Raw genomic sequence first — 26,010 nt, 5'->3', positions numbered from 1 at the left:
AAATCGGAGTGCACGACCGGCCGTCACTCCTATGGTGTCGGCATGCCCGAACCCGCCTCTGAACTCGTGGACCTTCTCACCGACAGCGCAGAGTCCAGCCACGAAGACCGCCTGTACGAGCTAGCTAACACGATCTCGAACATCGTCAGCAGTTACGACGACCCGTACGACGCGTTCGCGGAACTGGTCCAGAACGGATTGGACGCCGTTGCTGCCCGGGCGGAGTCGGAGGACGATTCCTTCGAACCCCGGCTCCAGGTCGAGGTCGACATCGAGGGCAGGACCTTGGTCGTCCGGGACAATGGCACGGGTATCAGTTGGGCGCACCGGAAGCCGGCAGTCCGCCCGAACTACTCGCTGAAGCGACGGCTGGGCCAGCGCTCTTCTCGCGGCGAGAAGGGCGCTGCCCTCGCATTTCTTCAGTTCGGACACGCCGAGTTTGCGTTGGAGACTCGGAGTCCTGGCGAAGACGGGTGGACGTACCGCGTGCGCAACGGAAGGGCGTGGTTTGAACAGACCGTACGTCTGCTCGAGGACGATCGCCCGTTCGAGGAGAAGAGTTCGGAGTTCCCCCCGTCCGACTTTGAACTGACTGCGGCCGCCGAGGGTGACGGCTTGGAGTGGGGCACGGCGGCGACCGTTGTCTTCGCTGACGACCGCCTCAGGGATCTTCTCGGAGTTGAGGACAAGGCTGCGTTCGCTCGGCTCGAGTACATCCTGCGCACTCGGACGGGGATCGGATTCATGATCCAGGACGGGGATCGAGACGAGCTCTCGGGCTGGCAAGCGCGTCTCCAGGTCGGCGTGAAGTGCGGTGCGAACGATAGGCCGCTCGTCACTGGATTCCTCTACCCGCATGAACTGGCCAAGCGCAACGGTCCTCGCAAAGCGTCGCTCCTGACATCAGCGTCGAAGAACAACGAGATTCTCTATGAGTGGTTCGACCGGAAGTGGATCAAGAAGTATCTGCCCCGGATCGCTGACAACCCGAAGCACATGGCGGTCATCAAGCGCTTCGACGTGTGCGGTTACGTCGCGTACGCGCACATGAACAGTTGGTACGAGGACGTGACCCAGCGGCACCTAGGGCTCCCGGAGGACTCGGACGACAGCGCCCTGGCGGAAGCCCTCATCCAAGTGAACGGCGGCTTCCTCGTTGGCGTTCGCGATTTTCCGACTGGCCGGCGGAAGAGCTTCCTCCACCGATCGGGTGCTGAGCACAAGAGTCGAACTTTCGTCTGTATCAACTTCTCGGGCGACTACAAGCCTGACTACGGGCGCAAGAACTTGTCAGCCGACGCACACGCCTTGGCCCTTGATCTGTGCAAGGAGTTGATTGCGTTCGCTGCCGGCAAGTCCGGGCAGCTTCTGCGGGGAAAGGCTCAGTCCACTCATTCTGCCAAGGACAAGGCTGGTGCGGAGGAGGCGCTGAAGGAGGACGCCAAGAGGTTGAAGGACCGCGGAATCTTGGTGGTCTCCGGGGAGTCGTCGCTCCGTCGCGCGCCGGCCACTGAGACGGAGGTCGTTGCCGAGTTCCTGAAACTTGTCGCGATGGACGCACTTCCAGGCTTCTCCGTCTACGGCCTGCTGGCGCGCGGCATGCTCGACGGCTACTTCGACTACGGACTACCCATCGGCAAGGGCGCCTATGACGTGGAAGACTGTCCGTTGGGGGTTGGTTTTCCAGAAGGCAGGGACGTCCGATACGACGGGCAGTGGATGGAGTTCAAGATCAGCTCGGATGGCTTGACCGACGACTTCAAGCGCAAGGCAGGCGAGCCCGGCAAGAAGTACTTCGGCCTAGTCGACCTGTTGGTATGCGAGTCCGTGGACTCAGCAACCGATGACTATGACGTCCTTGAACTCGACGACGAAAACTACGACCAGCGAAAGTTCTTCGGTGTGACGCACTTGCTACGTACTGCCGGTAACGACGAACACCAGGTGCAAGTCATATGTCTTCGTACCGTCCGGGACGTACTCAAGGAGCAGGGGGTTGACGACATCGAACTGCCGAACGTCGAACCTGTCGAGGAGGACTGAGTTCAGGGTGGCTGACTTTGAACTGATCTGGGCACGGATCAAAGGTTGCGCTGGCGCGGTGTTCCACACCGCCCAGGGATTGCCTTTCACCTATCAGGTTCCGGGCGAGTACCTCGTGGTAAGCCGAGATGGTCGTGACATCAACCGGTCGCTCTCGAAGACGAACTTCAGGCGCGCGACGGAGCAGATGCCGGTAACGGGGCCGGCGGGCCTCGAAGGACGTCAGGGGGCGTCGTACACGTGGGCCATCCTCAGCGATGAAAGGGTCCGCCCCGCGGCCTGGTAGCCCGTCCCGCGACCCGGCGGTGTTGAGGTGAAGTCACGGCGAGTTCGATCTTGACAGGCTTCCGGGCCACGCCGGCGTGGTCTGGACCTGAGGACACACTGGGGCCACACGAGGACGAAAAACGACCCCTGACGCTGGAAGACGTTGGAAGGTGTCTTCGCAGGTCAGGGGCCGTTTTCAGGCACTCAGCCGGTGGGCGTCACCCACGCGGGACTAAATGTCGTAGTACTGACTGACTGACCCATGCTGACCTGCGCAAACGTCGAGAACGGCTGGCGATTTGTACCGGATTTGTAGCAGGCTACCTCGTGATGCGGGCGCCCTGCGACGACGCAGCCTGCCTAGATTGGTCTAGAAGTCTGCCGCTTTCTAGATACCCACAGCGCCGGCGATGCCCAGCTGCGGGGACGTCCGCAGGCGTGGATGCATCGCGATTAATGAGGAGTGTGCGGCCCTGCGCCTGCTCGGTCAACCGCCGGTGCAGCACCGACCCGGCACCGATCCGCCGGCCGAGGGCCGCCGAGATAGAGACCGAAAGACTGGCAGCTCTTTGCTTAACCGATGAGCGTCTCCTTCAACTTGCCGAGCAGGGTTCGTGGCTGCGGGTCACGGGCCGTGCTGTGCTCGACGTGGTTGCGGCGGCGTGCCTCCAGTTCCAGGCGGTGACCGACGCGGGCTGCTGGTTCGTCGTAGCCGCTGGCCAGGCCAGCGGCGAGGGCCATGACCGCCCAGTCGTTGCGAGCGGTCCTGCGGACAGCGTGAGCAACTTCTTCGGTGGGTGGGTTCTGTTCAAGCTCGTCGATGACCATCCGTACGCCCCAGTAGATCCAGTTTGCGTGACGCCATGCCTCGATGACGGCCTCTTCGCGGTCCTCGGGATCATCGACCAGGCCGCGTTCCAGCGACGCAACCAGGCGGGTGTGCCACCGCAGTAGAAGAGCGTTCGCGAGGTCTTCGACGCCGTCGAAGAAGGTGTCGATACCGTCGATGTGGGTGGGGATCCTCCCGTCCTTGCGGGCAAGCATGTCGTCGATGACCGCGTGCAGGACACTTGCGCGGCTCGGCTTCGGTTCGTCCTTCATGTTCTGTGCTCCTTTGCTCACGAGGTGGGGATGCGTCACTGCACGGGTAGCGAGGCGTAGCCGCGAATGGGGCCGGAGTGGAGCCGCTTCGCGGCGGGCATATCTGGATGCCAGGTGAAGGTCCGGTGGTTCAGCAAGGCATGGAGTGCGACCCGTGTCTCCATGCGTGCAAGGGCCGCTCCGAGGCAGAAGTGGAGTCCCCGTCCCAAGGCGACCTGGCGCCCGGGTTGGCGGTCGACCTTGAACTCGTCGGGGCCGGGAAACGCGTGCTCGTCACGGTTGGCGGAGCCGAAGAGGAGCAGTGCCGTTTGCCCGGCGCTGAGTGTCTCGCCGTGGAGGGTGATGTCGCGTGTCAGGGTTCGTGAGAGTCCTTGGACGGGGGAGTCGTAGCGGAGCAGTTCTTCGATGGCCGAGGACAGGACCGCCGTGTCGTTCGCCATTCGCGTCCGGTCCTGGGGACGTTGGGCCAGGATGACGACACTGTTCGCGAGCAGGTTTGTGGTGGTCTCGTGGCCGGCGACCAGGAGGAGCAAGCAGAAGCCCAGCACTTCGTCGTCGGAGAGTCGCTCGCCGCCGACGTCGGCCATGACGAGGTCCGAGATCAGGTCCCTTTTGGGCGCGTTGCGTCGTTCAGCGAGGAAGCCGGCGAAGTACTCGTAGATCGATGCGGCTGCTGCGATGCCGTCGCGGGCGCCGCTGAGCGGGTTCGACTTAACCAGGGTCGAGGACCATGCCCGGAACTGGTCCCGGTCCTCGGCTGGGACGCCCATCATTTCGGCGATCACGATCGCGGGCAACGGTCCGGCGAACTCGGCGACGAAGTCCCACGGTCCTTCGGGAACCTGTTCGAGCAGGTGATCGGTGGTTCGCTTGATCGCGGCCTCCATCAAGGCGATCCGCCTGGGGGTGAAGCCCCGGCTGACCAGGGCGCGCAGCTGGGTATGTCGCGGCGGGTCGGTCATGATCAGCATCGGCAGGAACAGCTCTGACTGGTCGATACCTGGTGGCGAGGGGAAGATCCCCTTGGCCGAGGAGAAGGTCTCTGGGTCTGCGAGGGCGGAAGAGACGTCGTCGTAGCGACTCAGGACCCAGGTGTTCGCGCTCTGAGCCCAGTAGGCCGGGGCTTGGTCGCGCAGCTTCGCGTAGATCGGATATGGGTCCTCGTGGACGTTCGGGTCGAACGGGTCGTAGGCCCCGTTGAACCGGGTCATTGCCGTTTCCTCTCAGCTGGAGCTGTCATCGCTCACGCGGATTCGTTCGTGCTGATCACCGGCGGCCGGGTGGGCCACCAGTTGTGGTTTTCGAGTAACGCGGCGCTGGAGGGGACGACCAGGGTGCGGACGATGAAGGTGTCCAGGAGGAGCCCGGTTGCGACAGCGAACCCGGTTTGGGCCAGGCCATGGACCGAGGAGCCGATCAGGGCGACGAAGGCGCTGGCGAAGATGACGCCGGCTGAGGTGATGACGGGTCCGGTGGCGGTGACGGCGTCAGCTACGTCGCGCCGGGTGAGGGTCAGGCTGCCTTCGCGCATGCGGCTCATCAGCAAGATGTTGTAGTCGGCGCCGACCGCGACCAGGAGGACGAACGCGATGACCGGCACGTTGAACTCGATGTATTGGCCCATCAGGTGCTGCCAGAACAGCGTGGTCAGCCCAAGCGCGGCGGCGCAGGACAAGATCACCGAGGCCAGCAGGTAGAGCGGTGCGAGCAGCGACCTGAGCGTGAGAATCAGGATGAGCAGCACGATGAGGAGAACGAGACCGACCACGAAACGGGTGTCGTGGTCCAGGTAGTCCTGAAGGTCCGCTCCCAGCCCACCGGCACCCGTCGCGAGGACGTCGGCGTCCTCCAGCGTGGTGCCGCGGATGGCTAGTGCAGCGGCATCGCGGGTGACCGCGTAGCGAGCGACACCGTCGACGCTGAGGGGGTCGGTCTCGCCGATGATCTGGATGCGGGCAACCTTGCCGTCGGCGCTGAGGAACGTTGTGCGGGCCAACGCGAAGTCCTTGTTCTTCAGGGCGCTGGCGGGGAGGTAGAAGCCCCCTGCGTCCGCGGAGTTGGCCTGGTCATGGACCTCGGTCAGGTAGGTGCCGGCCTCGTCGAGGCCGTCGGTGAGTTGGGAGGTCTCGGCGGCCAGTTGGTTGATGCCGGGGCCGAGACCGCTGGTGCCGTCGGCGAGATCCTGGATGCCCGCGGTGAGCTGGGCGAGCCTGGTTCGGAAGACCCTCTGCCCGTCTGCGAGCTGACCGCTGCCCCGTTCGGCACGGACGAGCCCCGCGTGAAGTTGGCGGAGCCCGTCGGCGAGGTCGCCTTGTCCGTTCGCGATGCGTAGGGCGGCGTCGGCCGCGTCCTGGAGGCCGCCGAGGAGCTGGTTCTTCTGGGCTTCGACGATCTGCTTCAGACCTTCTCGCGCCTTCTTGCAGACTGGGTCGACCCCGCAAAGGACGTCGTTGGCGAGCGCCTGCTGGATGGCCTCGAGGCCCTGCACTCCCTGGGCCGCCTGGTCGTGAGCGCTTTGGAGTCCGACGGCGAGCTGGAGGGCACCGTTGGCGAGTTCTCGGGCTCCCGAAGCGGCGGTGTCGGTCTTCGTGGCCGCGGTTCCCAACCCGTTGTTGAGCTCGGTTAGGCCGCGGACGAACTGATCGACGCCGCTCACGGCCTGAGCGCTGCCCTCAGCGAGCTGGTTGGCCCCCCGGTCGATCTCGGCGGCCCCGTCGCTGAGCCGGTTCAGCCCGGGCTGGGCACTGGTGAGCTTGCGGTCCGCCTTGTGCAACCTCTTCGCCAGCGTTGCGAGCTGGTTGCTGATCCGTGCCTGGGACAGCGGCCTCCCGGCGGGCTGGGTGATGCTGCGCACCGAGCTGACCCCGGGGACCTTGGCGATGGCGCGGCTCAGCGTGTTGAGGCTGGCCAGGTCCCTCGGGTTGCGCATGTCGTGCTTGGAGGTCACCAGGATGTAGTCGGGCAGCGTCTCGTTGGAGGCGAAGTGCTCGGTGAGCGCGGCGTTTCCGATGTTGCTCGGAGTGGTCGAGGGCTGCGCGGCGCGGGTGTCGAAAGACAGGGTCATCGTGGGCAGGAACGCAGCCAGGATGCCGAGGAACAAGACGCTGCCAGCCAGGACGCGGCCGGGTCGCGCGGCGACTAAGGTGCCGACCCTGCTCCACGGGGAATCGGGGCGGATCGCGGGTGCCGGTCCGATCCTGGCGCCGGTCCAGGCGATGAGGACTGGGGTCAGGGTGAGGCTGGCGGCCAAGGACACCGCGACCGCGATCGCCATCCCAGGGCCGGTCGTGGAGAAGATCCCCAGCTTGGCCGCGATCAGGGTGCTCGCGCCGAGGATGACGGTGGCCGCCGAGGCCACCAGCGCGGTGCCGATGCGGGTGGTTGCGGTCTGAATAGCGTTGCGGACATCTCCGCTGTCGCGGTATTCGTCGCGGAACCGGCTGATCAGGAACACCGAGTAGTCAGTGCCGGCACCGAGCACGATGGCCATCACGAAGGCCGAGGTGTACGAGGACAGTGCGAGGCCGGACTCACCCAGGATGGACAGCACACCTCGGGTGCAGACCAGGGCGACCCCGATAGTGGCGAGCGGTATCAGCACCGTGACCAGGCGCCGGTAGATCAGCACCAAGATGAGCACCAGCAATCCGACACTGATGAACGTGATCGTGTCCGAGGCGTCATTGACCGCTGTCGTCAGATCGGCCACCGTCGCCGGGTCCCCGGTGATGTGAATCTCCGTCCCGGGAGGACCCTGAGCGTCCTCCACGATGCTGCGCAGCAGCGCCACGTCCTCGTTCGACCGGGGCGACCCGACGGGTGCGCTCAGCCCGACCGGGATGTAGGTGGCCTTGCCGTCCTTGCTGGTCAGCGCGGTACGCAACTGCGGTCGCTCGAGGTAGTCCTGGACCTCGACCACCTCATCGGGGTGCGCATCGAGCCCGGCCACAATGCGCCGGTACGTCGCGCCGTCGGCCCTGCTCAACCCGTCGTCATTGACCAGGACGATGAACGCGTAGGCCTTTGCCTCCCCGGTGCCGAAGGCTGAGTCCATCGCCTCCAAACCGCGCACGCTCGGCGCCCCGTCCGGCAGGAACGCGGTCGTCCCGCGCTCGACGACCTGTTCCAGGCTGGGCGGAATCAGCATGAGGCCGGCACTGAGGGCGACCCAGATCGCCACGGTGACCGCAGGGAACTTCAGGGCGAAGCCGGAAAGGCGCGCAACCCCGTTGCGACGGCCGCTCTGACCCAACGCCATTCCATACTCCTAGTCACCGAGATTAAACTCAGAGTACAAACCTGTAGCATGAAACGCTAGACTAACCCGACTCTAGGAGGGTCAATGAGGGAATTGCCGGTCCAGCTCGCGACCAAGCTCTACGGAGCGGCCGAGCTCATTGCCGATCAAGGGTTGGACAACACCAAGATCGACGACATCGCCGAGGCCAGCGGCGTGCCCAAGGCGACGTTGTACTACTACTTCACCGGCAAGGAGGAGATCCTCGCCTTCCTACTCAAGGACCTTCTGATGGCGATCGCAGGGGACGTTGCCGTGGCCGTGAGTGGGGAAGGACCGGCCAGCGAACGCCTGGCCGGTGTCGTCCGCGCTCAACTAGGCGTGATGCTCCGCAACCCTGCCCCCTGCCGGGCCTTGGTCGGCGATCTCGGACGAGCCACCCGCCTACCCGAACTCGCAGCGGCACTCAGCGCAGCCTTCTACGAACCGGTCGAGAAGCTCCTCCGCGAAGGGGCCGAGGATGGCTCCCTGCGTCCGGCCGAAGACCCCATGTCCGAGGCCGTCATGATCTTCGGAACCGTCACCGTCGCCGGTCTGATGGAGGCCATCATGGGCGCCCACCGGGAGATGGAAACCATCGCCAACGGTGTCGCCCGACTCCTCCTGGATGGCTTGTCCCCACGCACAACCGACGCGACTGGCGCTTCATGAGCAGCGAGACCTTCGACTCCCTGTTGGCTGGGTGGGACCAAGTACAGAGCCGCCGTCAACCGGAGGGGACAGTTCTGCCCTCGCACCACGACCAGTGCCTCGGATGCGGGGCCGAGAACCCGCACGGCCATCACCTGGTCGTCACGCGTGACGGACCGAACGCGGTGTCCGCCACCCACACCTTCGATGCCCGTCACGTTGGCGCACCCGGCATCGCCCACGGTGGAGCGGTGGCCACCGTCGTCGATGACGTCTACGGGTTCCTCCTGTACTCCACCGGAGACCTTGCCGTGACCCGCAAGCTCGAGGTCGAGTACCTGCGCCCGGTACTCCTCGACGTCGAGTACACCCTACGAGCGACGCTCGCGGAGCGCGCCGGACGCAAGATCCGCATGGCAGCCACCATCGAAGACAGCACCGGGCTCCTGAGCGCTCGCTCAAGCGCCCTCTTCGTCACCGTGGACATCGAGCACTTCAAGAGCAACGGGCGGTCCTGATGACACGCGCGGAGCGACAGGAGCACGCACGATGGTCGCTGTGGAGTCTCGACTTAGGTGGGTCTGAGGCTCCGCCGGAGCGCCACACCCGCGCCCTCACGCTTCCGTGTGCATCGCGGGTCCGAGATTCGACCAGTGTCCATTTCGCGTCCGGATTGGGTCCGTCCCACTCGGTACTCGACGGGTATCCTGAGACTGGAAGCGAGGGCGAATCCCCCACCACACCGAGCGAATCAGTAGCTTCCGGGCCGAATCCGTAGTAGCCGCGATGGCGTCCAGAGGCCTACGGTTCAATCCTCGTATCGGCTTGGGGTGGGCAGCCGCTGACCGGAGGGTGTGCTGGTTCGACCACGTGGTCGGCCTTGTCAGCCGAGCGCAGCCAGGATGGATCGGATCGAGCGTGACGTTGCACCAGGCGTCCCGGGTGCCCGACGTGTTCTTGCCGAAGTTGCTCGCGGTTCTCCCGTTCGCGGGCATGGAGGCCGACTCCTCGCGTGACCGTCAAACCGATGAGCATCGCCTTGAACTTGTCGAGCACGGTTCGCGGTGGTGGCTCGCGGCCCGTGTTGTGCTCCATGAGGTTGCGCTGTCGCGCTTCGAGCTCGAGACGGTGGCCAACTCGAACCGCTGGTTCATCGAAGGCGCTGGCCAGTCCGGCTGCGAGGGCCATGGCGGCCCCATCGTTGCGGGCCGTCGCGCTGACGGCGTGAGCAATCTCGCCGGTGGGTGGGGCGTCAGCCCCCTCGACGCGGCGCTGGGCGACCCTGCCGAAGCCCCCGGCTCCGGCGCAGAGCCGGGAACCATCCCACCTGCTGGGTCGAACCATTTCAACATCAACCGTCGCCCCGGGCGCCGGGGTCGCATTCGGACGCGGCATCCACTTCTGCCTTGGCGCTTTCCTGGCCCGCCCCCGTTGTCCGGATCGTCCTGCTGGACATGATCGCCGGCGCTGTCGGCGTTGCCGTGGCGAGCGCCGAGGACCGCGGACCGCGGACCCGGCTCGAGGCAGCTGTCGTAGAGCACCTGGGAGTGATGCTCGAGCCTCCGTTCCTGTGTCGGGCACTGGTCGGCGACCTCGGGCGCGCGACTCGGCTGCCTGAGCTGGCGGTGGCCTTGCGGGCTGCGTTCCACGAACCGATCGAGCAGTGATTGGCCGACGCTGTGTCTCACGGGTCGCTGCGCCAGGCCTCCGACCCGGTCGGCGTGGCGTTGAGTGTCTTCGGTGCCATGCCCGTCGCTGGCCTCACAGCGGCGGTGGAGGGGCCATCCGATGATCCATCCGCAGACGCAGTGCGTTTGTCCGCGGCGATCAGCGAACTGATCTTCGACGGCCTAACCACGGGTCCCGTCGCGGTGAGTACGAGCCCGGTGACGGACCGTAACCAGCCTTGATGAGCTCCTCGCACCTGGGTCGAGGAATTCGGCCCGCATGAGGACGGCGCTCAATGTCCGCAGCACCACAGCTACTTCGTCGCCTGCGGAGCCGACAACCCCCATGGCCGCCACCTCGCCTCTCAGCGTGGGGGAGAGGAGGTGAACGTCGCGCTCCTGAGATCGTGCGCGGCGGTGCAGTGGCCATGGTTCTCGTCGATCTTCTCTGGATGCTGCTGTACCTCATTCCGGCGGTGACCGGGAAGCTTGCAGTGAGCTACCACTGACCGGTCATTCTCGGATCAACCTACGATCGCTGCCAGGGTCGTCCAAGCAGAGGGACGCAAGCTATACGGCCGAGCATCCGCGGCTCGATCACGGTGCCGGATGGCAATGCCTTCGTTGGCCCGGCCGCGTTCGCGGCCTCTGCTGCGGCCCCGGTGCCGTTGCCGAGTCTTCCTCCGACGTTGCGGACCTCGCGCTGGATTGGCGAGTACGTCGCGATGCGAGCTCGCCATTGCTCGGCCAGTTGGGGATCGACCCGCTCTGCGCACGGAATGAGTCGTGAGGTGAGCCGGCGTGACCGCTCAGGTTGGTTGCAGGGCGGCTGGCTCGTCCGTTGACGGAAGGTCCCCAAGGCCTCGTGAGGACTAACTTAAAGGTCTCCTGCCGTCCTCAGCCCGGCTGGCGGCGACCCGCCTGGCGAAATGCGCTGGGCGACTGTCCGGTCCAGCGTTTGAAGGCGTGCGAGAAGTTGGTCGTGTCGCTGTAGCCGAGATCCTTGGCGATCTGACTAACCGTCAGGGATTGATCGAGAAGACGGACGATGGCCCGCTCCCGAAGCAGGGACTGCCGCACATCACGAAAGGTGGTGCCCTCATCGTCGAGCCTTCTCTTAAGGGTGCTGGCGGAGACGCCCAACAGCGCCGCGACGTTGTGGCTGGTACCGCATCCGGGGTCCTCCTCGACTAGCCGCCTCACGCTCTCCGTGAAACTGACGGCGCTGGATCGACGTTCGAGGGTGCGGCGAAGCTCTGTGATGGCCAAGCGGTACGCGACCGGGTCGGGAAAGCGACACGGAGTCTGCAGGGTGTCGACGGGGACGTCGATGAACGACGCGTGAGCCTCAAAGACCAGACGTCCGGCGAAGAGGTCGGCGTTTTTCCGCGGGATACGGGGGGCCTTCCACGACAAGTGCAAGCTGACTCCGGGCAGCCCGCCGGTGAGCACGTCGAGCAGCCGGAGGAGTGCCGCGCCACCGTAGGTAATGACCAGACAATCGAGATCGGCATCGCCGGTGTGGCCGGTGAGTCCCACGGTCAGACCGAGTTGACCATGGTGAAAATGGGGACGCAGGGCACTAGAGATGATTGGCAGGAACCGCAGCAGCTCGAATACCTCAGAGACAGATCCTGCGCTGACCAATGGCAGGCTTAGCGGACCGAACGATGTCAGTTGAGCCTGCTCGGCGAAGGCGAGTCCGAGAAGGGTGGCAGTCTCGTGGTCGAGGTCGGGATAGACGTCGCGGAACCAGCGGATCGGCACCTGGCGGTCGCCTTGGACCAGCTCAGGCTCTGAGATCCCCTGACGGCCGATGAGCCGACGGAAGTGAGCGACCGCCTCAGGATCGAGGACATCGCTGTTTAGGAGCTGGATCAAGGCCAGTGGGGGAACTCCCGGCTCGCTGAACCTCACATCGACTCCTGAGCCAAAATCACAACTTCCTGACCCGGGTGACCATAGCCACAAGGGCACGCGATCGCCAAGACTCGAAATACGTTCGAGTTAGGAGTGTTACGCCCATGTCAGCTGTCACCTTCATCTCCCACGACGGCGAGAAACGCGAGGCGCCGCTTGAAGATGGCCGATCCCTCATGCAGGTCGCGGTAGACAACATGATTCCCGGCGTGGACGGCGACTGCGGCGGGGAGGCCGCGTGCGGCACGTGCCATGTCATCGTCGATGACCAGTGGGTCGACACGGTAGGCCGATCGGGACCGGTCGAGGAGGAGATGTTGGCCATGAACCCCGAGCGCGAGCCGACCTCGCGACTCTCGTGCCAGATGGCCGTGAGTGAGGACTGGGACGGCTTGGTCGTCCGTCTGCCCGAGTTCCAGATGTGACTGTCGAGAGGAAGGACCCCATGACCACGCTGAACAACGTGACCGGACGCGCCGCCGAGCGAGCCCAGACCATCGTCCCTATGGAACTGCAGATCCGCGGGGCGCATCTGTACGACAGAGCCCGTCGCTTCGTGACGCGGACCAACGGTCACAAGATCTTCGTCGAGAAGCCGATCCCTCCTGTGGAGGAGGTAGCGCTCGCCGAAATCGACCTGAGCAATCCTTTTCTCTATCGCCAGGGCAGGTGGCAGTCGTACTTCGAGCGGGTTCGCAACGAGGCGCCCGTGCACTTCCAGGCGAACAGTCCCTTCGGTCCCTTCTGGTCCGTCACCCGGCACGCGGACATCATCGCGGTCGACAAGGACCACGAAACCTTCTCGGCCGAGCCGTTCATCATCATCGGCGAGCCTCCTCGGTTCATGGAAGTCGCGATGTTCATCGCCATGGACCCGCCGAGGCATGACCGTCAGCGGGCTGCGGTCCAGGGCGTCGTGGCTCCGAAGAACCTGCGCGAGATGGAGGGGTTGATCCGCACCCGCGTTCGGGAAGTGCTCGACGACCTCCCGGTCGGCGAAACCTTCAACTGGGTCGACCGGGTGTCGATCGAGCTCACCGCCCGGATGCTGGCGACACTGCTGGACTTTCCCTATGAACAGCGACGCAAGCTCGTTGAGTGGTCAGACCTGGCCAGCTCGATGGAGCAGGCCAATGGCGGTCCCTCCGACAACGACGAGGTCTTCCGCGGTTTCGTCGATGCGGCCCGGGGGCTGAGCGCTCTGTGGCGTGACAAGCAGGCGCGGCTCGCGGCGGGGGAGGAGCCCGGCTTCGATCTCATCACGATGTTGCAGAGGAACGAGGACACCAAGGACCTGATTGACCGTCCGATGGAGTTCCTCGGCAATCTAGTTCTACTGATCGTCGGGGGCAATGACACCACGCGTAACTCCATGAGCGGCGGCGTCCTCGCACTCAACCGGTTCCCCGACCAGTTCGAGAAGCTGAAGGCGAACCCCGAGCTTATCCCAAACATGGTCTCGGAGATCATCCGCTGGCAGACGCCTCTGGCGTACATGCGCCGGGTGGCCAAGAAGGACACGATCCTCAACGGACAGTTCATTCGCAAGGGCGACAAACTGGTGATGTGGTACGCCTCGGGCAACCGGGACGAGCGTGTATTCGACCGACCCGACGACCTCATCATCGACCGGAGCAACGCGCGCAATCACATCTCCTTCGGATTCGGTGTCCACCGGTGCATGGGCAACCGTCTGGCCGAGATGCAACTACGGATCCTCTGGGAGGAGCTGCTTCCGCGCTTCGACAAGATCGAGGTCGTCGAGGAACCGGAGTACGTCCAGTCCAACTTCGTGCGTGGGATTAGCACGCTGATGGTCCGGTTGACGGCGAAGACGGACGCGTGACCCGGGGGAGAGCGCTGGTCGTTGGGGCCAGCCACGCCGGCGCCCAGTTGGCGGCCAGCCTCCGCCAGGAGGGATGGAGCGGCGAGGTCGTCGTGATCGGTGACGAGTCGGCACTGCCCTATCAGCGCCCTCCTCTGTCGAAGGGATATCTTGCCGGCACGAGCACCCTGGACGAGCTCGCCATCCGCAGAGCTGAGTTCTATGACAAGCACGAGATCCAGCTACTCAGAGCCACCGTCACGAAGATCGATCGCGCAGCCGGACGCGTCGTCCTGAGCGACGGGGAGACTCTTGCCTACGACGGTCTCGGGCTCTGCACCGGCGGACGGGTTCGCCAACTCTCAGTGCTCGGCGTCGATCTCCCAGGGGTCTTCTACCTGCGCACGTTCGCGGACGTCGAGTCGATACGCGAGGCCGCCCTCCCCGGTCGCCGTGCGGTAATCGTTGGCGGGGGCTACATCGGCTTGGAGACCGCCGCGTCGTTACGAGCCCTCGGTCTGGAGGTGACGGTCTTGGAGGCCGCCGACCGCGTTCTCGCGAGGGTGACAGCGCGCGAGGTCTCCTCGTTCTACGAGCGCGTCCACCGCGACGCCGGAGTCGAGATCCGAACGGGTGCGGTGGTCGAGGCCATGGCCGGTGACCACGTCGTCCGCTCGGTGGTCCTGTCCGACGGCGAGCACGTCCCTGCCGACCTCGTCATCGTCGGTGTGGGGTTGGTCCCCAACACCGAACTTGCCGCCGAGGCGGGGCTGCAGGTCGAGGACGGGGTCGTGATCGACGACCTCGCCCGGACTAGCGATCCGCAGATCGTCGCTGCGGGTGACTGCGCCATCAATCATATGGCTCGGTACGGCCGGCTGGTGCGATTGGAGTCGGTGCCCAGCGCCGGCGAGCAGGCCAAGACGGCAGCGGCCACGCTGTGCGGCAGGGAGCGGCCCATCTCGGCATTGCCCTGGTTTTGGTCCGACCAGTACGACCTCAAACTGCAGATCGCAGGAGTGAACACCGGCTACGACGAGATCGTGCTGAACGGTGATCCAACCCGCGATCGTGACTTCTCCTGCTATTACCTCCAGCACGGGCGCCTGCTCGCGGCGGACTGTGTGAACCGTCCCCGTGACTTCGTGATGGCCAAGCAGATGATCAGCCAGGGCATAGATGTCGAGCGGGCCGAGCTCGAAGCTTCCGTCGGCTCCTGACGCCGGTCGTCCGGTCATGCCGGACACCCGGCCCTCCTGGTGAGGAGCACGGACCGGCGCCGAGTGGCTAATGGATGCTCACCGCGCGGTCGAGTACGGCGAACGAGATGGTCCGAGTGTCGCACTCGCGACAATCGGCTACGATTTGTCTGTGGTCACGCCGTTGAGAGAGTCCTATCGCGCTCACCTGCGTCAGCGCGTGTTGGAGGCTGCGTACGTCGAGACCGTCGAGAAGGGGTGGGACAAGGTCAGGGTCGGACACATCGCCACTTCGATCGGCGCCCCGCGCGCAATGATCTACAAGGAGTTCGGCGACAAGCAGGGCTTGGGGGAAGCTCTGGTCCTCCATGAGGCCGAACGATTCTTGGCGGGAATCAAGAACGTCCTTACTGAGTTTCCTGTGGACGCCGCGGGCGGGATTCAGGCCTCGGTGCGCTACACCCTGGCCGAGGCCGAAAAAAGTCCGTTGCTGCGCGCTGTGTTGGTTTCGCACCGGGATTCGGCGCTCGATTCAGGGACGTTCGACACCCCGAGCGGCATGCTGCCCCTGATCACAACCTCCAAACGACTCCTCGACGTTGCGAGTGACACCTTGGCGACGTGGCTGCACGGGCAGTTCCCTGAGCTTGACAGTGTTGATGTCCAGGACGCGACCGATGCCCTCGTCCGCCTCGCTGTCAGTCATCTCGCGCTGCCTGGTGCCGACGCCGAGACCACCGGGCGACGGATCTCTGAAGTGGCCTTTCGGTATCTGGGACTGCTGAGGACAGACGGTGGAGGCGGCGAACCGGCCGCTCGTCTGGTTCGCTAACCGTAGCTGCGGGGATTGTTCCCCATCCAGGTTCCAACGGGGCCTCGACGTCTTCGGGCGGTGGTAGTCGCGGGACAGTGCGCCTCGTGTCCTTCGGTGCGGACGCTGCTCGACGGCTCGAGCTGTTCGTAGGCGACCCGTCGAACCCCGGATGGTGGGGGATCAAGCCGTTGCCCCGTCACTGATCGGTTTTTGTGAATTCATTGACATTTTTTGATGATCTGTCGCAAACTGTGCAGGCGATCATATCTTGTCATCCAAGCTGATTCGCACCGTTCTCGATTGACTCTGTGGAAGTTCCACCCGATGGCAACCCGCCTTCGTGGGGAGAGGACGTCAGCGCACGGCGCCGCGCACCCGATGGCCCGCTGTGCGGGCAGGTTCGACGGATCGTCGCCCGGTGCCGCCAACCAACAGGCCGCGCGAGGTGCGGTGTCGCTCGGACGGGTTATCGCCGCTCACCCAGCAGAACTGAGGTCCACGTATGAGTACCGCTCCCGAACTCACGCGGAAAGCCCCACCGCGCGGGCCCGGTCCCACGGGTATGTCCCCGGGGTCGCGGACGATGGCGAACGACGCGCTACGCGGCACGCTGCCGTTCATCGCCCTGTCGACCATCGGTGACTTCTACACCTTCGCTGGCAGGGTCGTGAAGACCCTGTGCACGACGCGGTTCCGGTTCCGTGAGTTCATCTCACAGGCCTGGTTCATCACGACCGTCTCGTTCGCGCCCGCGCTGTTGGTGTCGATCCCGTTCTGCGTCGTCATCATCTTCCAGGTCAACCAGTTGCTCATCCAGATCGGCGCCGTGGACCTAGCGGGCGCGGGCGCCGCGGTCGCGGTGGTACGGGAGATCGGACCGATCGTTTCGGTTCTTGTCGTCGCTGGCGCCGGTGCGACAGCGATCTGCGCCGATCTTGGGTCACGCAAGATCAGGGAGGAGATCGACGCGATGATGACTCTGGGGATCGATCCGATCGAACGACTCGTCGTCCCGCGGGTGGCCGCGTCGATGCTGGTCGGCCTGGCGCTCAACGGGATGGTGACTGTGGTCGGTCTCGTCGGCGGCTACTTCTTCTCCGTCGTGCTCCAGGGCGCCACCCCGGGCCTTTATCTCTCCGACCTGACACTGCTGGTGGGGTTGCCCGATTTCCTCGCCTCAGAGGCGAAGGCCGCGATCTTCGGACTACTTGCCGGCCTCACCGCCTGCTATCTCGGTCTCAACGCGAAGGGCGGGCCGAAGGGCGTGGGCGAGGCCGTGAACCAGACCGTGGTGTTCGCATTCATGCTGCTCTTCGCCGCCAACAGCGTCATCAGTGCATTGTTCCTCCAGATCAAGCTGGGAGCCTGAGATGTCCCAGGCCTCGCGACATTTGTTCAACCCGACGAAGTCATTGCGCGACCTCGGCGACCAGCTGCGCTTCCATGGCAATGCCTACGCGCACATGCCTCGGGCGATCAGGCACTACCCGAAGGAGGTCGTCCGGCTTCTCGCCGAGGTCTCCCTCGGCACCGGAGCACTCGCCCTCATCGGCGGGACCGTCCTCGTCATCGGGTTCCTCACCGCCGCCTCCGGCATCGAGGTCGGGCTACAGGCCTACACCTCGTTCGACAACATCGGCGTCTCCACGCTGTCGGGATTCTTCTCGGCGTACTTCAATACCCGCGAGGTTGCCCCGATCATCGCCGGCATCGCGCTCACCGCGACCGTGGGCGCCGGTTTCACCGCCCAGCTCGGCGCAATGCGGGTGAGCGAGGAGATCGACGCGCTCGAGGTGATGGCCGTCCACCCGGTGCCATACCTGGTCACCACCCGGATCATCGCGGGGCTCATTGCGGTCGTTCCGCTCTTCGCCATCGCCCTCATGATGTGCTGGCTGGCGACGTATCTCGTGGTCACGGTCGGGTACGACCAGGCGCCTGGTACCTACATGCACTACTTCGACACCTTCCTCATTCCCAGTGACCTGTTCCTGGCCATGGTCAAGGTGGTGCTGATGGCGCTGGTCATCGTGTCCATCTGCTGCTACCACGGCTTCCGCGCCTCGGGCGGTCCCGCAGGGGTGGGCAAGGCGGTCGGCAAGGCGGTGCGCTCGGCCCTGATCTGCACGATGTTCATCGACCTGATCTTCGCCATCGCTATCTGGGGTGGACCGTCGGTCCACATCGCGGGGTGAGCGCACGATGACCACTTCGCTGGCCAAGCACCCGCACCGGATCGACCGGCAGGTCGTCTACGGCGTGATCTTCCTGGCGCTCATCGTCGGACTGATCGCGGGCACGATCGCCAAGTACCGCGGTGCCTTCGACGACACAGTCGAGGTCACCGTCCAGGCCGACAGGGCGGGCCTGACCCTCTCACCGGGCGCACCGATCAAGCTGCGCGGCGTCGAGATCGGAGCTGTCGAAGACATTGTCACCGACGGCGAGCAGGTCACCATCACCTTGGAGATTGATAGCGACAAGGTCGACCGGGTACCGGCGGACCTCACCGCCCAGATCGTGCCCCCGACAGCATTCGGCGCCAAGTATGTCCAGCTCACGCCGGTGGGGGAAGGCAGCGACGAACGGATCCAGGCGGGAGCGGTGATCCCGGCAGACAGGGTCACCGTCGAAGTTGACGAGGCGTTCGAACACCTCACCCAAGTGCTCGACGCGGCGCCCCCAGCCGAGGTCAACGCTGCACTCACTGCGGTCGCGGGAGCAGTCGACGAGCGCGGCCAACTGATAGGCGACCTGATCTCCCAGACCGACGCCTACCTGCGTACTTTCAACCCATCGCTACGAACGCTGAGCGCCGACCTGCGCGTCGCCGACGACGTCGCCGACGTCTACGAACTTGCCCGTCCTGACCTGGTCGCCACGCTCAGCCAGACCGGCACTGTCTCCCAGACCCTGGTGCGCCAGCAGGCATCCCTACGGGCTCTGGAACGCAGTCTCACCGGCTTCAGCGTCGAGGCCGACACAGTGCTGCGCGACTCCGAGCGGAGCCTGGTCACCAGCCTCGAACTTCTGGGCCCGGTCACCAAGGTGCTCGAGCGCTACTCACCCGAGCTGCCCTGTGTCCTACTGGGCCTGGCTTCGGCCAACCAGCTCGCCGAAGACGCCGTGGGCGGCACGCACCCAGGCATCACCACCATCACGCGCATCATCCCTGGCCGCGCCCCCTACACCTATCAGGAGAACCTTCCGATCGTCGGAGATGACAGAGGTCCACGCTGCTATGGCCTGCCCTACGTGGACGCACAAGAGGCCGAGCAGCAAGTTCCACACTTCCAGACGGGTGCCAACCCTTACACCGGGCCCCAACCCACGCCCGACCAGGCTGTCTTGGACACCCTGCTCGGCCTCATCAACGGAGGGACGCAGCTCCGATGAGCCTCAGCCCGCAGAAGCGCAAAGAGCGTGGCGACCTGATCAAGTTCACCGCGTTCCTGACGATGGCCGCCGTCTTCACGCTCTGGGTCGCCGCCGTTACCGGCGAGATTCGGCCCGGTGACCGCGAGACCTACCATGCGGTCTTCGACGACGTGTCCGGTCTGGCGGTCGGCGACGAGGTGCGGATCGCCGGTGTCGACGTCGGAAAGGTTCGAGAGATCGACGTCCAAGCCGACAACACAGTCCTGGTGACGTTCGACGTTCGCAAGGGTCAACAGTTGACGACGGGGACCCACGCAAACATCCAGTACCGCAACCTGATCGGCGACCGCGTGATCCAGCTGACCCGCGGTGACAAAGGCGGCGACGAGGTACTCACCGTCGGCGGCACCCTGCCGGCGACCCAGACCGCATCGGCCCTCGACCTCGACAACCTGCTCAACGGCTTCAAGCCGCTCTTCGCAGGGCTCAGCCCGACCCAGATCAACGAACTGTCCGGACAACTCATCCAGGTGCTTCAGGGTCAGCAGTCCTCGGTGGCCACGCTGGTCAACCACGTCGCCGCGTTCACCACGACAATCGGTCGTCGCGAGGAGTTGATTGGTGAGGTCATCCGCAACCTCAACAGCGTGCTCGGCACCGTGAACGACCGCAAGAAGACCCTCGGGCTGCTGATCGACCGGCTCGACGCCCTGCTGACCGGCCTCGACAAGCAGGACACCCAAATCCTCGACGCCGCCGCAACAATCGGTACCTTCGCCGACCGGACCTCGACCCTTGTTACCCGGGCTCGTGGCGACCTCCGCGCCGATCTCCAGGGACTAGCCGTCACTGCCCGCGGGGTGAACAAGAACGCCGACACCCTCGAAGCGGTCCTCAACAAGCTCCCGATCCACTACGACAAGCTCCAGAACACCGCGTCGTACGGCAACTTCTTCAACTTCTTCCTCTGTGGCGTCCGGATCCAAACCGGCCTCAACAACGAGCAGTCGATCCTCACGCCGTGGGTCTACTCCGACGCGCCGAGGTGCAAGCAGTGAGCCGGCCGATCACCGCGGACCGCCTCGCGATTCGCGGCATCACCGGCACGCTGATACTGGTGGCGGTGGTGATGGCCGCGATGAACATCAACAAGCTGCCGCTCATCGGCAACAACGACGTCATCAGGGTGGAGTTCACCGAGGCCGGCGGCCTCAAGAGCGGCGATGCCGTCATGATCTCGGGCGCACAGGTCGGCAAGATCCGAGAGGTCGGAATCGACGGCGACCATGTCGTCGCGACGATCGCCCTTACCGACGAGTCAGTCAAGCTCGGCGAACTCACCGAAGCGCGGATCATCACGGTCACGTTGCTCGGTCGGGCCGCGGTGGAGCTCGAGCCACGCGGCACCGGCGAACTCGATGCAGGAGACACCATCCCAGCGGACCGGACCTCCTCGCCGTACAACCTGACCTCGACGCTCAACCAGCTGACCGATACCACCGCAGCCATCGACAAGTCGCAGCTCGCGGCCGCACTCGATCAGGCGGCGTCGACCCTCAACGCCTCCAGCCCAGACCTTGGCCCAGCGCTTGAAGGCATCACGGCGCTCTCACTCGCCATCTCCTCCAACGACGACGAGCTGCGTTCTCTACTCGCCCGAGCCAACGGGGTGACCGACGTGCTCGCCAGCCGCGACGAGCAGATCGCGTCACTGCTCGGGTCAGGTCGCTCCCTCCTCGCCGAGCTTGATGCCCGACAGCGGGTGGTGACCAGCCTCCTCGCGAGCGCGCGAGAACTGTCCGTGCAGTTGAGGCTGTTGTTGAGAGACACCGACGACGTGCTCGCTCCGGCCCTTGACGAACTCGACAGGCTGGTCGACCTGCTCAACAGGAACCGGAGGAACCTCCAGGCCAGCATCACTGGGCTCCTCGGCTACGCAACCGGCTTCAACGAAGCCGTCGCCACCGGACCTTGGTTCGACGCCTACATCCAGAACCTCACCTCGCCGTCCACGTTGGCCCCGATCCTGTCCGGAGTAACCCCATGAGAAGTCTCGTGTCTGGGCGCAGGGTCCTCACCCTGCTGATCCTCGTAACGCTGGTGCTCAGTGTCGTCCTGTGGAACCGCGACTCCAGCCGCACCAGCCTGCACGCCTACTTCGCCAGCGCGGAGGGCCTGAACGTCGGTGATGACGTCAGGGTACTGGGCGTGAGGATCGGCGAGATCACGAATATCGAGAACACCCCACAGGGCGTCTACGTCTCGATGACCATCGACTCGGACCAGCCGATTCCAGCTGACGCCAGCGCCGCGATCGTGTCGCCCAGTCTCGTGAGCGGCCGCTTCGTGCAGTTCGAGCCGGTCTACACCAGCGGCAAGAAACTCGAGGACGGCGCCACCATCTCACTTGAGAACACCGCAGTACCGGTCACCTTCGATGACGTCAAGCAGCAACTGACCGACCTCGCCACCACTCTTGGCCCGAGCGAGAGCAACCCGAACGGCGCCCTGTCCGAGGCGATCACCGCGATCGAAAAGGGCCTGCGGAACGGCAACTCGACCGACCTGCGCCAGGCGATCACCGAGTTGCAGCACGCTGCGACCGCGCTGTCCGATGGCCGCTCCGACCTGTTCACCACGATCAAGAACCTCAACACGTTCACGAAGAGCTTGGCCCTCAATGACGCGGCCCTACGCGGCTTTACTACTGAGCTCGACGATGTCAGTGGCGTCTTGGCGGAGAACCGCACCAACCTCAGCGGGGCCATCCGCGACCTCGCCACCGTGCTGAACTCGGTGGAGCAGTACCTCACCAAGCACCGCGGCCGGATCAAGGAGTCAGCGTCCGACCTCAACGTCCTCGCGGCCACGCTCGCCGACCGTTCCAACGAACTCGCCGGCATCCTCCATGTCGCCCCTTTCCCGATCGTCGGCCTCAGCAACACGGTCCAGAACGAAGCCATTACCGGACGAGCCACACTCAGCGGCCTCGACAACATCGCCCAACTCGTATGCGGAGCCATTCTCGGAGTCGGCGGCACCAGCGAACAGTGCACCACCGCGATCCAACCGCTGCTCGGATTGCTCGGCCTCAGCACGGTCGGGGGCACCGAATGATCACACGCCCCTTCGCGACGCCAATGCGCCGGTTCGCCGTCACGGTCTTGGCCGGCGCGCTGCTCAACTCCGGCTGCGCTGTCCAGCCGAACGACAACACACTGCCCGGCCAGGTCGCCATCGGCTCCGACGGCTACACGGTCAAGGTGCACTTCTCCCAGATCGAGAACCTGGTCCCTAACTCCACTGTCCAGAAGGACAACGTCGTGATCGGCACCGTCGGTCAGATCGACGTCAAGGGCTGGGAAGCCGTGGTAGAGATGCATCTCCTCAAGAGCGTGCAGCTGCCCACCGACGTCATCTTCTCCATTGGCCAGAAGACTCTTCTCGGCGCTCAGTACGTCGAGGTTTCAGTCCCCGACAGCAGCGACCTCGGCGCCAAGAGTGGTAGGACCGAACAGGTCACCCGTGCCTCGGCTCATTCGCCGGACGCGATGCTGGAGGACGGCGACGTCATCGACGTGGACCAGACCGGCACGTACCCGGCGACCGAGCAGGTCCTCGGCGCGGTCGCCCTATTGCTGAACAACGGCGGCCTCTCGCAGATCAGCACCATCACAGGCGAGCTCTCGACCGCGCTCCGGAAGAAGGTCCCGGACGCTCGAGCCCTGGTCCGGCACGCCAACGACCTGCTTGCCGTCCTCGACTCCAACCGGAGCCAAATTGTGGCCGCGTTGCAGTCACTCAACAACCTGGCCAGGGGGCTGCGTGACGACCAGGACTCGATCGCTGCAGCCATCGACCGGATTACGCCGGGCCTCGAGGTGCTCGAGACCGAGCGGACTCGCTTGGTTAGCACGCTGACCCTGGTCGGAAGGGCCGGCGACCGTGCGGTCCGCGTGATCCGTGCCAGCGAGACCGCGCTCCTGGCGAACCTCGACTCACTCGGCCCGATCCTGACCAACATCGGACGGGTCAGCGAGTCCCTCCCCGAGGCGCTCAAGATTGCAGTCACCATTCCATTCCCGGCGATGACGACGACGAACATCCTTGGGGGCGACTACGCCAACCTTTTCGCGACGATCGACCTCGGTGCAACCGCATTCGCCGAGAGCTGGCTCGGCGGCCTTCCTCCAGCTCTGCAGGCCGGTGACCCGATCGAGAACCCCCTCGCTCCGACACCTGACCCAGGGGCAGGCGACGATCTCGGGTCCGCGGATTCGGACGCCAATGACGACGACGGCGCGCCCCCCACCCCGACGCCTACTCAGGAACCGACGCCCGGCTGCCTGCTCACGATCTTGGGACTTTGTTAGGAACGCCGATGCTGCTCACTCCACTCATCAAGCGCCAGCTCCAGATCTTCGCGGTTCTCGCGACGGTCGCGCTCGGGTACGCATTCATCCACTACGCACGGGTTCCCGCAATGCTCGGCATTGGCGTCTACAACATCACGGTCGACTTCGAGGACGCCAGCGGGCTCTACCCCAGGGCCGCCGTCACCTACCGCGGCGTCAATGTCGGCGTGGTCTCCGACCTCGACGTTACCGGCGACGGCGCGGTTGCCACGTTGCGAATCGACAACGGCACGGACATCCCAGCCGGGGTCTCAGCCGAACTGCACAGCACTTCTGCGATCGGCGAGCAGTACATCGACCTAGTCGACCCGGTCGATAGTGAGAGTGGCGGTGGCGGTGGCGAACGCTACTTGGCCGAGGGCGCCGCGATCCCTCAGGACCGTTCCGTGGAAATGCCACAGATCACGCCAGTCCTCGACTCGGTCAACCGTCTGCTGGAATCGGTCCCGAAGGAGAAGACGAAGGCTGTCCTGTCCCAGCTGGATGAGGGCCTCGGAGGCTCGGGGCCCGAGCTTGGCGAGCTCGTCGACTCCTCCGGCAAGCTGCTGACCGAGGCTCAATCGCAGATCGACGCAACGACGTCCCTGATCGCCGCGCTGCAGCCGGTGCTAGAGACCCAGTCGGAATTGGCGCCCGAGACGCAGTCGTACGCCGACGCGCTCAACAACCTAACCCGGGCGTTGGCCAGGAACGACAGCGCCGACATCAAGGCGCTGCTGGAAGAGGCCCCGGCCGGACTCGATGCCGCCACCGCTACCGTCACTGACCTCCAGCCGGTGCTGCCGATGATGTTGGCAAACCTGACCACGAATGCCGAGGTGCTCAACACCTATCTGCCTAACGTCAAGCAAATCCTCGTTCTCTACCCGTCCCTGGTCGCCCGACTCCAAGCGGCAGTGAACCCGCGCGCGGGCAAGGGCGACGTTCAGCTCGACCTACGGGCTGGAGTCAACAACCCCCCGACCTGCCAGACCGGGTACCTGCCGGCAGGAGAGCGCCGTAGTCCGAGAATCACGACCACCCGCGACGTGAATCGGCTCGCGCACTGCGAGATTGCGCCAGACAGCCCGACCGCGGTACGCGGTGCTCGCAACCTGCCCTGCCCGGACTCAGGCGACCGAGGGGCCCTACCAGAGGAGTGCGGCATCACCTTCCGCGGCGGGATCTGGCCCGATTCGAGCGGCACCGTCGCCTACGACATCGCCGTCGGACGCAGCGACGATTCGGCGCCGCGAGATGTGACATCGGGCCAGCAGGCCGACGAGGAGGATCTCTGGAAGATCCTCGTGCTGGCGCCGCTGGAGAGGAGCTGAGATGGGCGAGCGACCGAAACTGTCCCTCGGGCACGGCAAGAAGGGCACTGACGCACCGATCACCCTGCGGGCTGCGGTGGTGGCCGTGATCGTGCTGGCCCTGTTCGGATTCGCGGGCGAACGGGCGCTGTCCTGGCAGGACTCGCGGAACCAGCTCGACGATCAGAAGGCCGCGGCCGCAGCGGCGAGCGCCGAGGTCGAGGGGCTGATCGACATCAGCGGCTCGACGTCTGAGAAGGACATGGCTCGGTTGCTCGACGGCGCAACGGCGGACTTCCGCTCCGAGCTGGAGGGGCAGGCCACTCGCCTGCAGAAGTTGCTGGCCGACAACGAGGTCAAGGCCACCGGCGAAGTGGTCTCGACCGGCATCGTGAAGTTCGCAGACGACAAGGCAACAGTCATCGTCGCCGCCACCGGCACAGTGCAGAACCGAAGTACGAAGGAGGCCGAGCCGCGCAGCTACCGGCTGAAAGTCGACCTGGTCCGAAGCGACGACAAGTGGCTCGTCTCGGGATTGGAGTTCGTGGCGTGAGCACCGACGTCGAGCGGGAGGTCAAGGACATGGAAGAAGAGGAGGCGCGGGAGGGCACTGCGAGCGGGACAGCGCCTGGCGTGGGAGGGAGGATTCGCCTGGCCGCCGTGGGGCTGGTTCTGTTGTCTTCAGTGGCTGCGGTGTTCTTCGGGTTCCAGGCACACCGCGCCGAGGCCGAGGCCAATGCCAGGACCGACGCTCTGGTTGCCGCTCGGGAGCGGGTGCCGAAACTACTCAGCTACGACGCCTCGACACTCGAAACGGATCTCGAGAACGCACGAGCGCAGACGACGGGCGACTTCGCCGCTGACTACGGCGAGATCCTCGACGCGGTCGTGAAACCGCAGGCAAAGGCGAGAAAGATCAGCACCACCGCCATGGTCAGCGCCGCCGGCGTGGTCCGCGGTGACAGCGAGGAGGTCGTCGTCCTCCTCTTCCTTACCCAAACTACGACCTCTGGCAAAGGGGGCACCACCGTCGCCGGCAGTCGGGTCGAGGTAACCATGACGCCGGTCGACGGCGGCTGGAAAATCGCCAGCCTCAAGCCGGTGTGACGCCTACGCCCACGACCTTGGTTGGTCCGGTTCATCGCTCGAGAACGGGGCCGCA

The 26,010-nt window shown here is 65.0% G+C and carries 22 protein-coding genes and 1 pseudogene; 18 read left to right on the top strand and 5 right to left on the bottom strand.

Features of this window, described 5'->3' with window-relative positions:
* The first annotated feature begins 42 nt into the window (after positions 1 to 42).
* Positions 43 to 2,043 (top strand): ATP-binding protein, encoded by a 2,001-nt coding sequence (locus ACAX67_RS16100; RefSeq protein WP_370704882.1) that lies wholly within the window; start codon positions 43 to 45, stop codon positions 2,041 to 2,043.
* A gap of 840 nt (positions 2,044 to 2,883) precedes the next feature.
* Here ACAX67_RS16100 and ACAX67_RS16095 read toward each other — a convergent pair.
* Genes ACAX67_RS16095 through ACAX67_RS16085 form a run of 3 tightly spaced genes read right to left on the bottom strand, consistent with a single transcriptional unit; the run spans position 2,884 to position 7,669 of the window.
* Positions 2,884 to 3,411: a hypothetical protein gene (locus ACAX67_RS16095; protein WP_370704881.1), complete on the bottom strand. Its 528-nt coding sequence runs from the start codon at positions 3,409 to 3,411 to the stop codon at positions 2,884 to 2,886.
* Between the two features lie 35 nt (positions 3,412 to 3,446).
* Positions 3,447 to 4,622 (bottom strand): cytochrome P450, encoded by a 1,176-nt coding sequence (locus ACAX67_RS16090; protein WP_370704880.1) that lies wholly within the window; start codon positions 4,620 to 4,622, stop codon positions 3,447 to 3,449.
* Between the two features lie 32 nt (positions 4,623 to 4,654).
* Positions 4,655 to 7,669, bottom strand: coding sequence for an MMPL family transporter (locus ACAX67_RS16085; RefSeq protein ID WP_370704879.1), 3,015 nt, complete (start codon positions 7,667 to 7,669; stop codon positions 4,655 to 4,657).
* Positions 7,670 to 7,753: 84 nt separating this feature from the next.
* Here ACAX67_RS16085 and ACAX67_RS16080 point away from each other — a divergent pair, with 84 nt between their 5' ends.
* Complete coding sequence (locus ACAX67_RS16080) at positions 7,754 to 8,359, top strand: TetR/AcrR family transcriptional regulator (protein ID WP_370704878.1); 606 nt, start codon at positions 7,754 to 7,756, stop codon at positions 8,357 to 8,359.
* Positions 8,356 to 8,856 (top strand): PaaI family thioesterase, encoded by a 501-nt coding sequence (locus ACAX67_RS16075; protein WP_370704877.1) that lies wholly within the window; start codon positions 8,356 to 8,358, stop codon positions 8,854 to 8,856. Before ACAX67_RS16080 ends, ACAX67_RS16075 begins: the two co-directional genes overlap by 4 nt.
* A 283-nt stretch (positions 8,857 to 9,139) precedes the next feature.
* Here the strand turns inward: ACAX67_RS16075 and ACAX67_RS16070 are convergent, their stop codons facing one another.
* Positions 9,140 to 9,526, bottom strand: a complete 387-nt coding sequence (locus ACAX67_RS16070; protein ID WP_370704876.1) for a hypothetical protein — start codon at positions 9,524 to 9,526, stop codon at positions 9,140 to 9,142.
* A 218-nt stretch (positions 9,527 to 9,744) separates the two neighbouring features.
* Here ACAX67_RS16070 and ACAX67_RS16065 point away from each other — a divergent pair, with 218 nt between their 5' ends.
* Positions 9,745 to 10,005 carry a hypothetical protein gene (locus tag ACAX67_RS16065; protein ID WP_370704875.1) on the top strand — a complete coding sequence of 87 codons (261 nt, stop codon included), beginning with the start codon at positions 9,745 to 9,747 and terminating at the stop codon, positions 10,003 to 10,005.
* Between the two features lie 897 nt (positions 10,006 to 10,902).
* Here ACAX67_RS16065 and ACAX67_RS16060 read toward each other — a convergent pair.
* Complete coding sequence (locus ACAX67_RS16060; protein WP_370704874.1) at positions 10,903 to 11,922, bottom strand: helix-turn-helix domain-containing protein; 1,020 nt, start codon at positions 11,920 to 11,922, stop codon at positions 10,903 to 10,905.
* Positions 11,923 to 12,029: 107 nt separating this feature from the next.
* Here ACAX67_RS16060 and ACAX67_RS16055 point away from each other — a divergent pair, with 107 nt between their 5' ends.
* The 14 genes and pseudogenes from ACAX67_RS16055 to ACAX67_RS15990 all read left to right on the top strand — a co-directional run bounded on the left by ACAX67_RS16055 (position 12,030) and on the right by ACAX67_RS15990 (position 25,955).
* Positions 12,030 to 12,350, top strand: a complete 321-nt coding sequence (locus ACAX67_RS16055) for a 2Fe-2S iron-sulfur cluster-binding protein (RefSeq protein ID WP_370704873.1) — start codon at positions 12,030 to 12,032, stop codon at positions 12,348 to 12,350.
* A gap of 20 nt (positions 12,351 to 12,370) precedes the next feature.
* Positions 12,371 to 13,753, top strand: a pseudogene (locus ACAX67_RS16050) (cytochrome P450); the annotation flags it as partial.
* 14 nt (positions 13,754 to 13,767) lie between these two features.
* Positions 13,768 to 14,970, top strand: coding sequence for an NAD(P)/FAD-dependent oxidoreductase (locus tag ACAX67_RS16045; RefSeq protein WP_370704871.1), 1,203 nt, complete (start codon positions 13,768 to 13,770; stop codon positions 14,968 to 14,970).
* Positions 14,971 to 15,121: 151 nt separating this feature from the next.
* Positions 15,122 to 15,781: a TetR/AcrR family transcriptional regulator gene (locus ACAX67_RS16040; protein ID WP_370704870.1), complete on the top strand. Its 660-nt coding sequence runs from the start codon at positions 15,122 to 15,124 to the stop codon at positions 15,779 to 15,781.
* A gap of 565 nt (positions 15,782 to 16,346) precedes the next feature.
* Positions 16,347 to 17,132, top strand: coding sequence for an MlaE family ABC transporter permease (locus ACAX67_RS16035; RefSeq protein WP_370704869.1), 786 nt, complete (start codon positions 16,347 to 16,349; stop codon positions 17,130 to 17,132).
* Position 17,133: 1 nt separating this feature from the next.
* A complete protein-coding gene (locus tag ACAX67_RS16030) occupies positions 17,134 to 17,958 on the top strand; it encodes an MlaE family ABC transporter permease (RefSeq protein ID WP_370704868.1) in 825 nt (274 codons plus the stop codon).
* Positions 17,959 to 17,965: 7 nt separating this feature from the next.
* The gene (locus ACAX67_RS16025) at positions 17,966 to 19,159 is read left to right on the top strand and encodes an MCE family protein (protein WP_370704867.1); all 1,194 of its coding nucleotides are present in this window, start codon (positions 17,966 to 17,968) and stop codon (positions 19,157 to 19,159) included.
* On the top strand, positions 19,156 to 20,199 hold the full coding sequence (locus ACAX67_RS16020) for an MCE family protein (RefSeq protein ID WP_370704866.1): 1,044 nt from the start codon (positions 19,156 to 19,158) through the stop codon (positions 20,197 to 20,199). The genes ACAX67_RS16025 and ACAX67_RS16020 overlap by 4 nt, the downstream gene beginning before the upstream one ends.
* Positions 20,196 to 21,188, top strand: a complete 993-nt coding sequence (locus tag ACAX67_RS16015) for an MCE family protein (protein ID WP_370704865.1) — start codon at positions 20,196 to 20,198, stop codon at positions 21,186 to 21,188. The genes ACAX67_RS16020 and ACAX67_RS16015 overlap by 4 nt, the downstream gene beginning before the upstream one ends.
* The gene (locus ACAX67_RS16010; protein WP_370704864.1) at positions 21,185 to 22,258 is read left to right on the top strand and encodes an MCE family protein; all 1,074 of its coding nucleotides are present in this window, start codon (positions 21,185 to 21,187) and stop codon (positions 22,256 to 22,258) included. The genes ACAX67_RS16015 and ACAX67_RS16010 overlap by 4 nt, the downstream gene beginning before the upstream one ends.
* Positions 22,255 to 23,514 carry an MlaD family protein gene (locus ACAX67_RS16005; protein WP_370704863.1) on the top strand — a complete coding sequence of 420 codons (1,260 nt, stop codon included), beginning with the start codon at positions 22,255 to 22,257 and terminating at the stop codon, positions 23,512 to 23,514. The genes ACAX67_RS16010 and ACAX67_RS16005 overlap by 4 nt, the downstream gene beginning before the upstream one ends.
* A gap of 8 nt (positions 23,515 to 23,522) precedes the next feature.
* Positions 23,523 to 24,869 carry an MCE family protein gene (locus ACAX67_RS16000; RefSeq protein WP_370704862.1) on the top strand — a complete coding sequence of 449 codons (1,347 nt, stop codon included), beginning with the start codon at positions 23,523 to 23,525 and terminating at the stop codon, positions 24,867 to 24,869.
* Position 24,870: 1 nt separating this feature from the next.
* A complete protein-coding gene (locus ACAX67_RS15995) occupies positions 24,871 to 25,401 on the top strand; it encodes an Rv1363c family protein (RefSeq protein WP_370704861.1) in 531 nt (176 codons plus the stop codon).
* Positions 25,398 to 25,955 carry an Rv1363c family protein gene (locus tag ACAX67_RS15990; RefSeq protein ID WP_370704860.1) on the top strand — a complete coding sequence of 186 codons (558 nt, stop codon included), beginning with the start codon at positions 25,398 to 25,400 and terminating at the stop codon, positions 25,953 to 25,955. Before ACAX67_RS15995 ends, ACAX67_RS15990 begins: the two co-directional genes overlap by 4 nt.
* Positions 25,956 to 26,010 lie beyond the last annotated feature (55 nt).

The sequence above is a fragment of the Nocardioides candidus genome (assembly GCF_041321175.1).
Taxonomy (GTDB): domain Bacteria; phylum Actinomycetota; class Actinomycetes; order Propionibacteriales; family Nocardioidaceae; genus Nocardioides.
The sequence above is the reverse complement of the archived record's forward strand: the minus strand, read 5'-3'. Positions and strand labels throughout refer to the sequence as shown.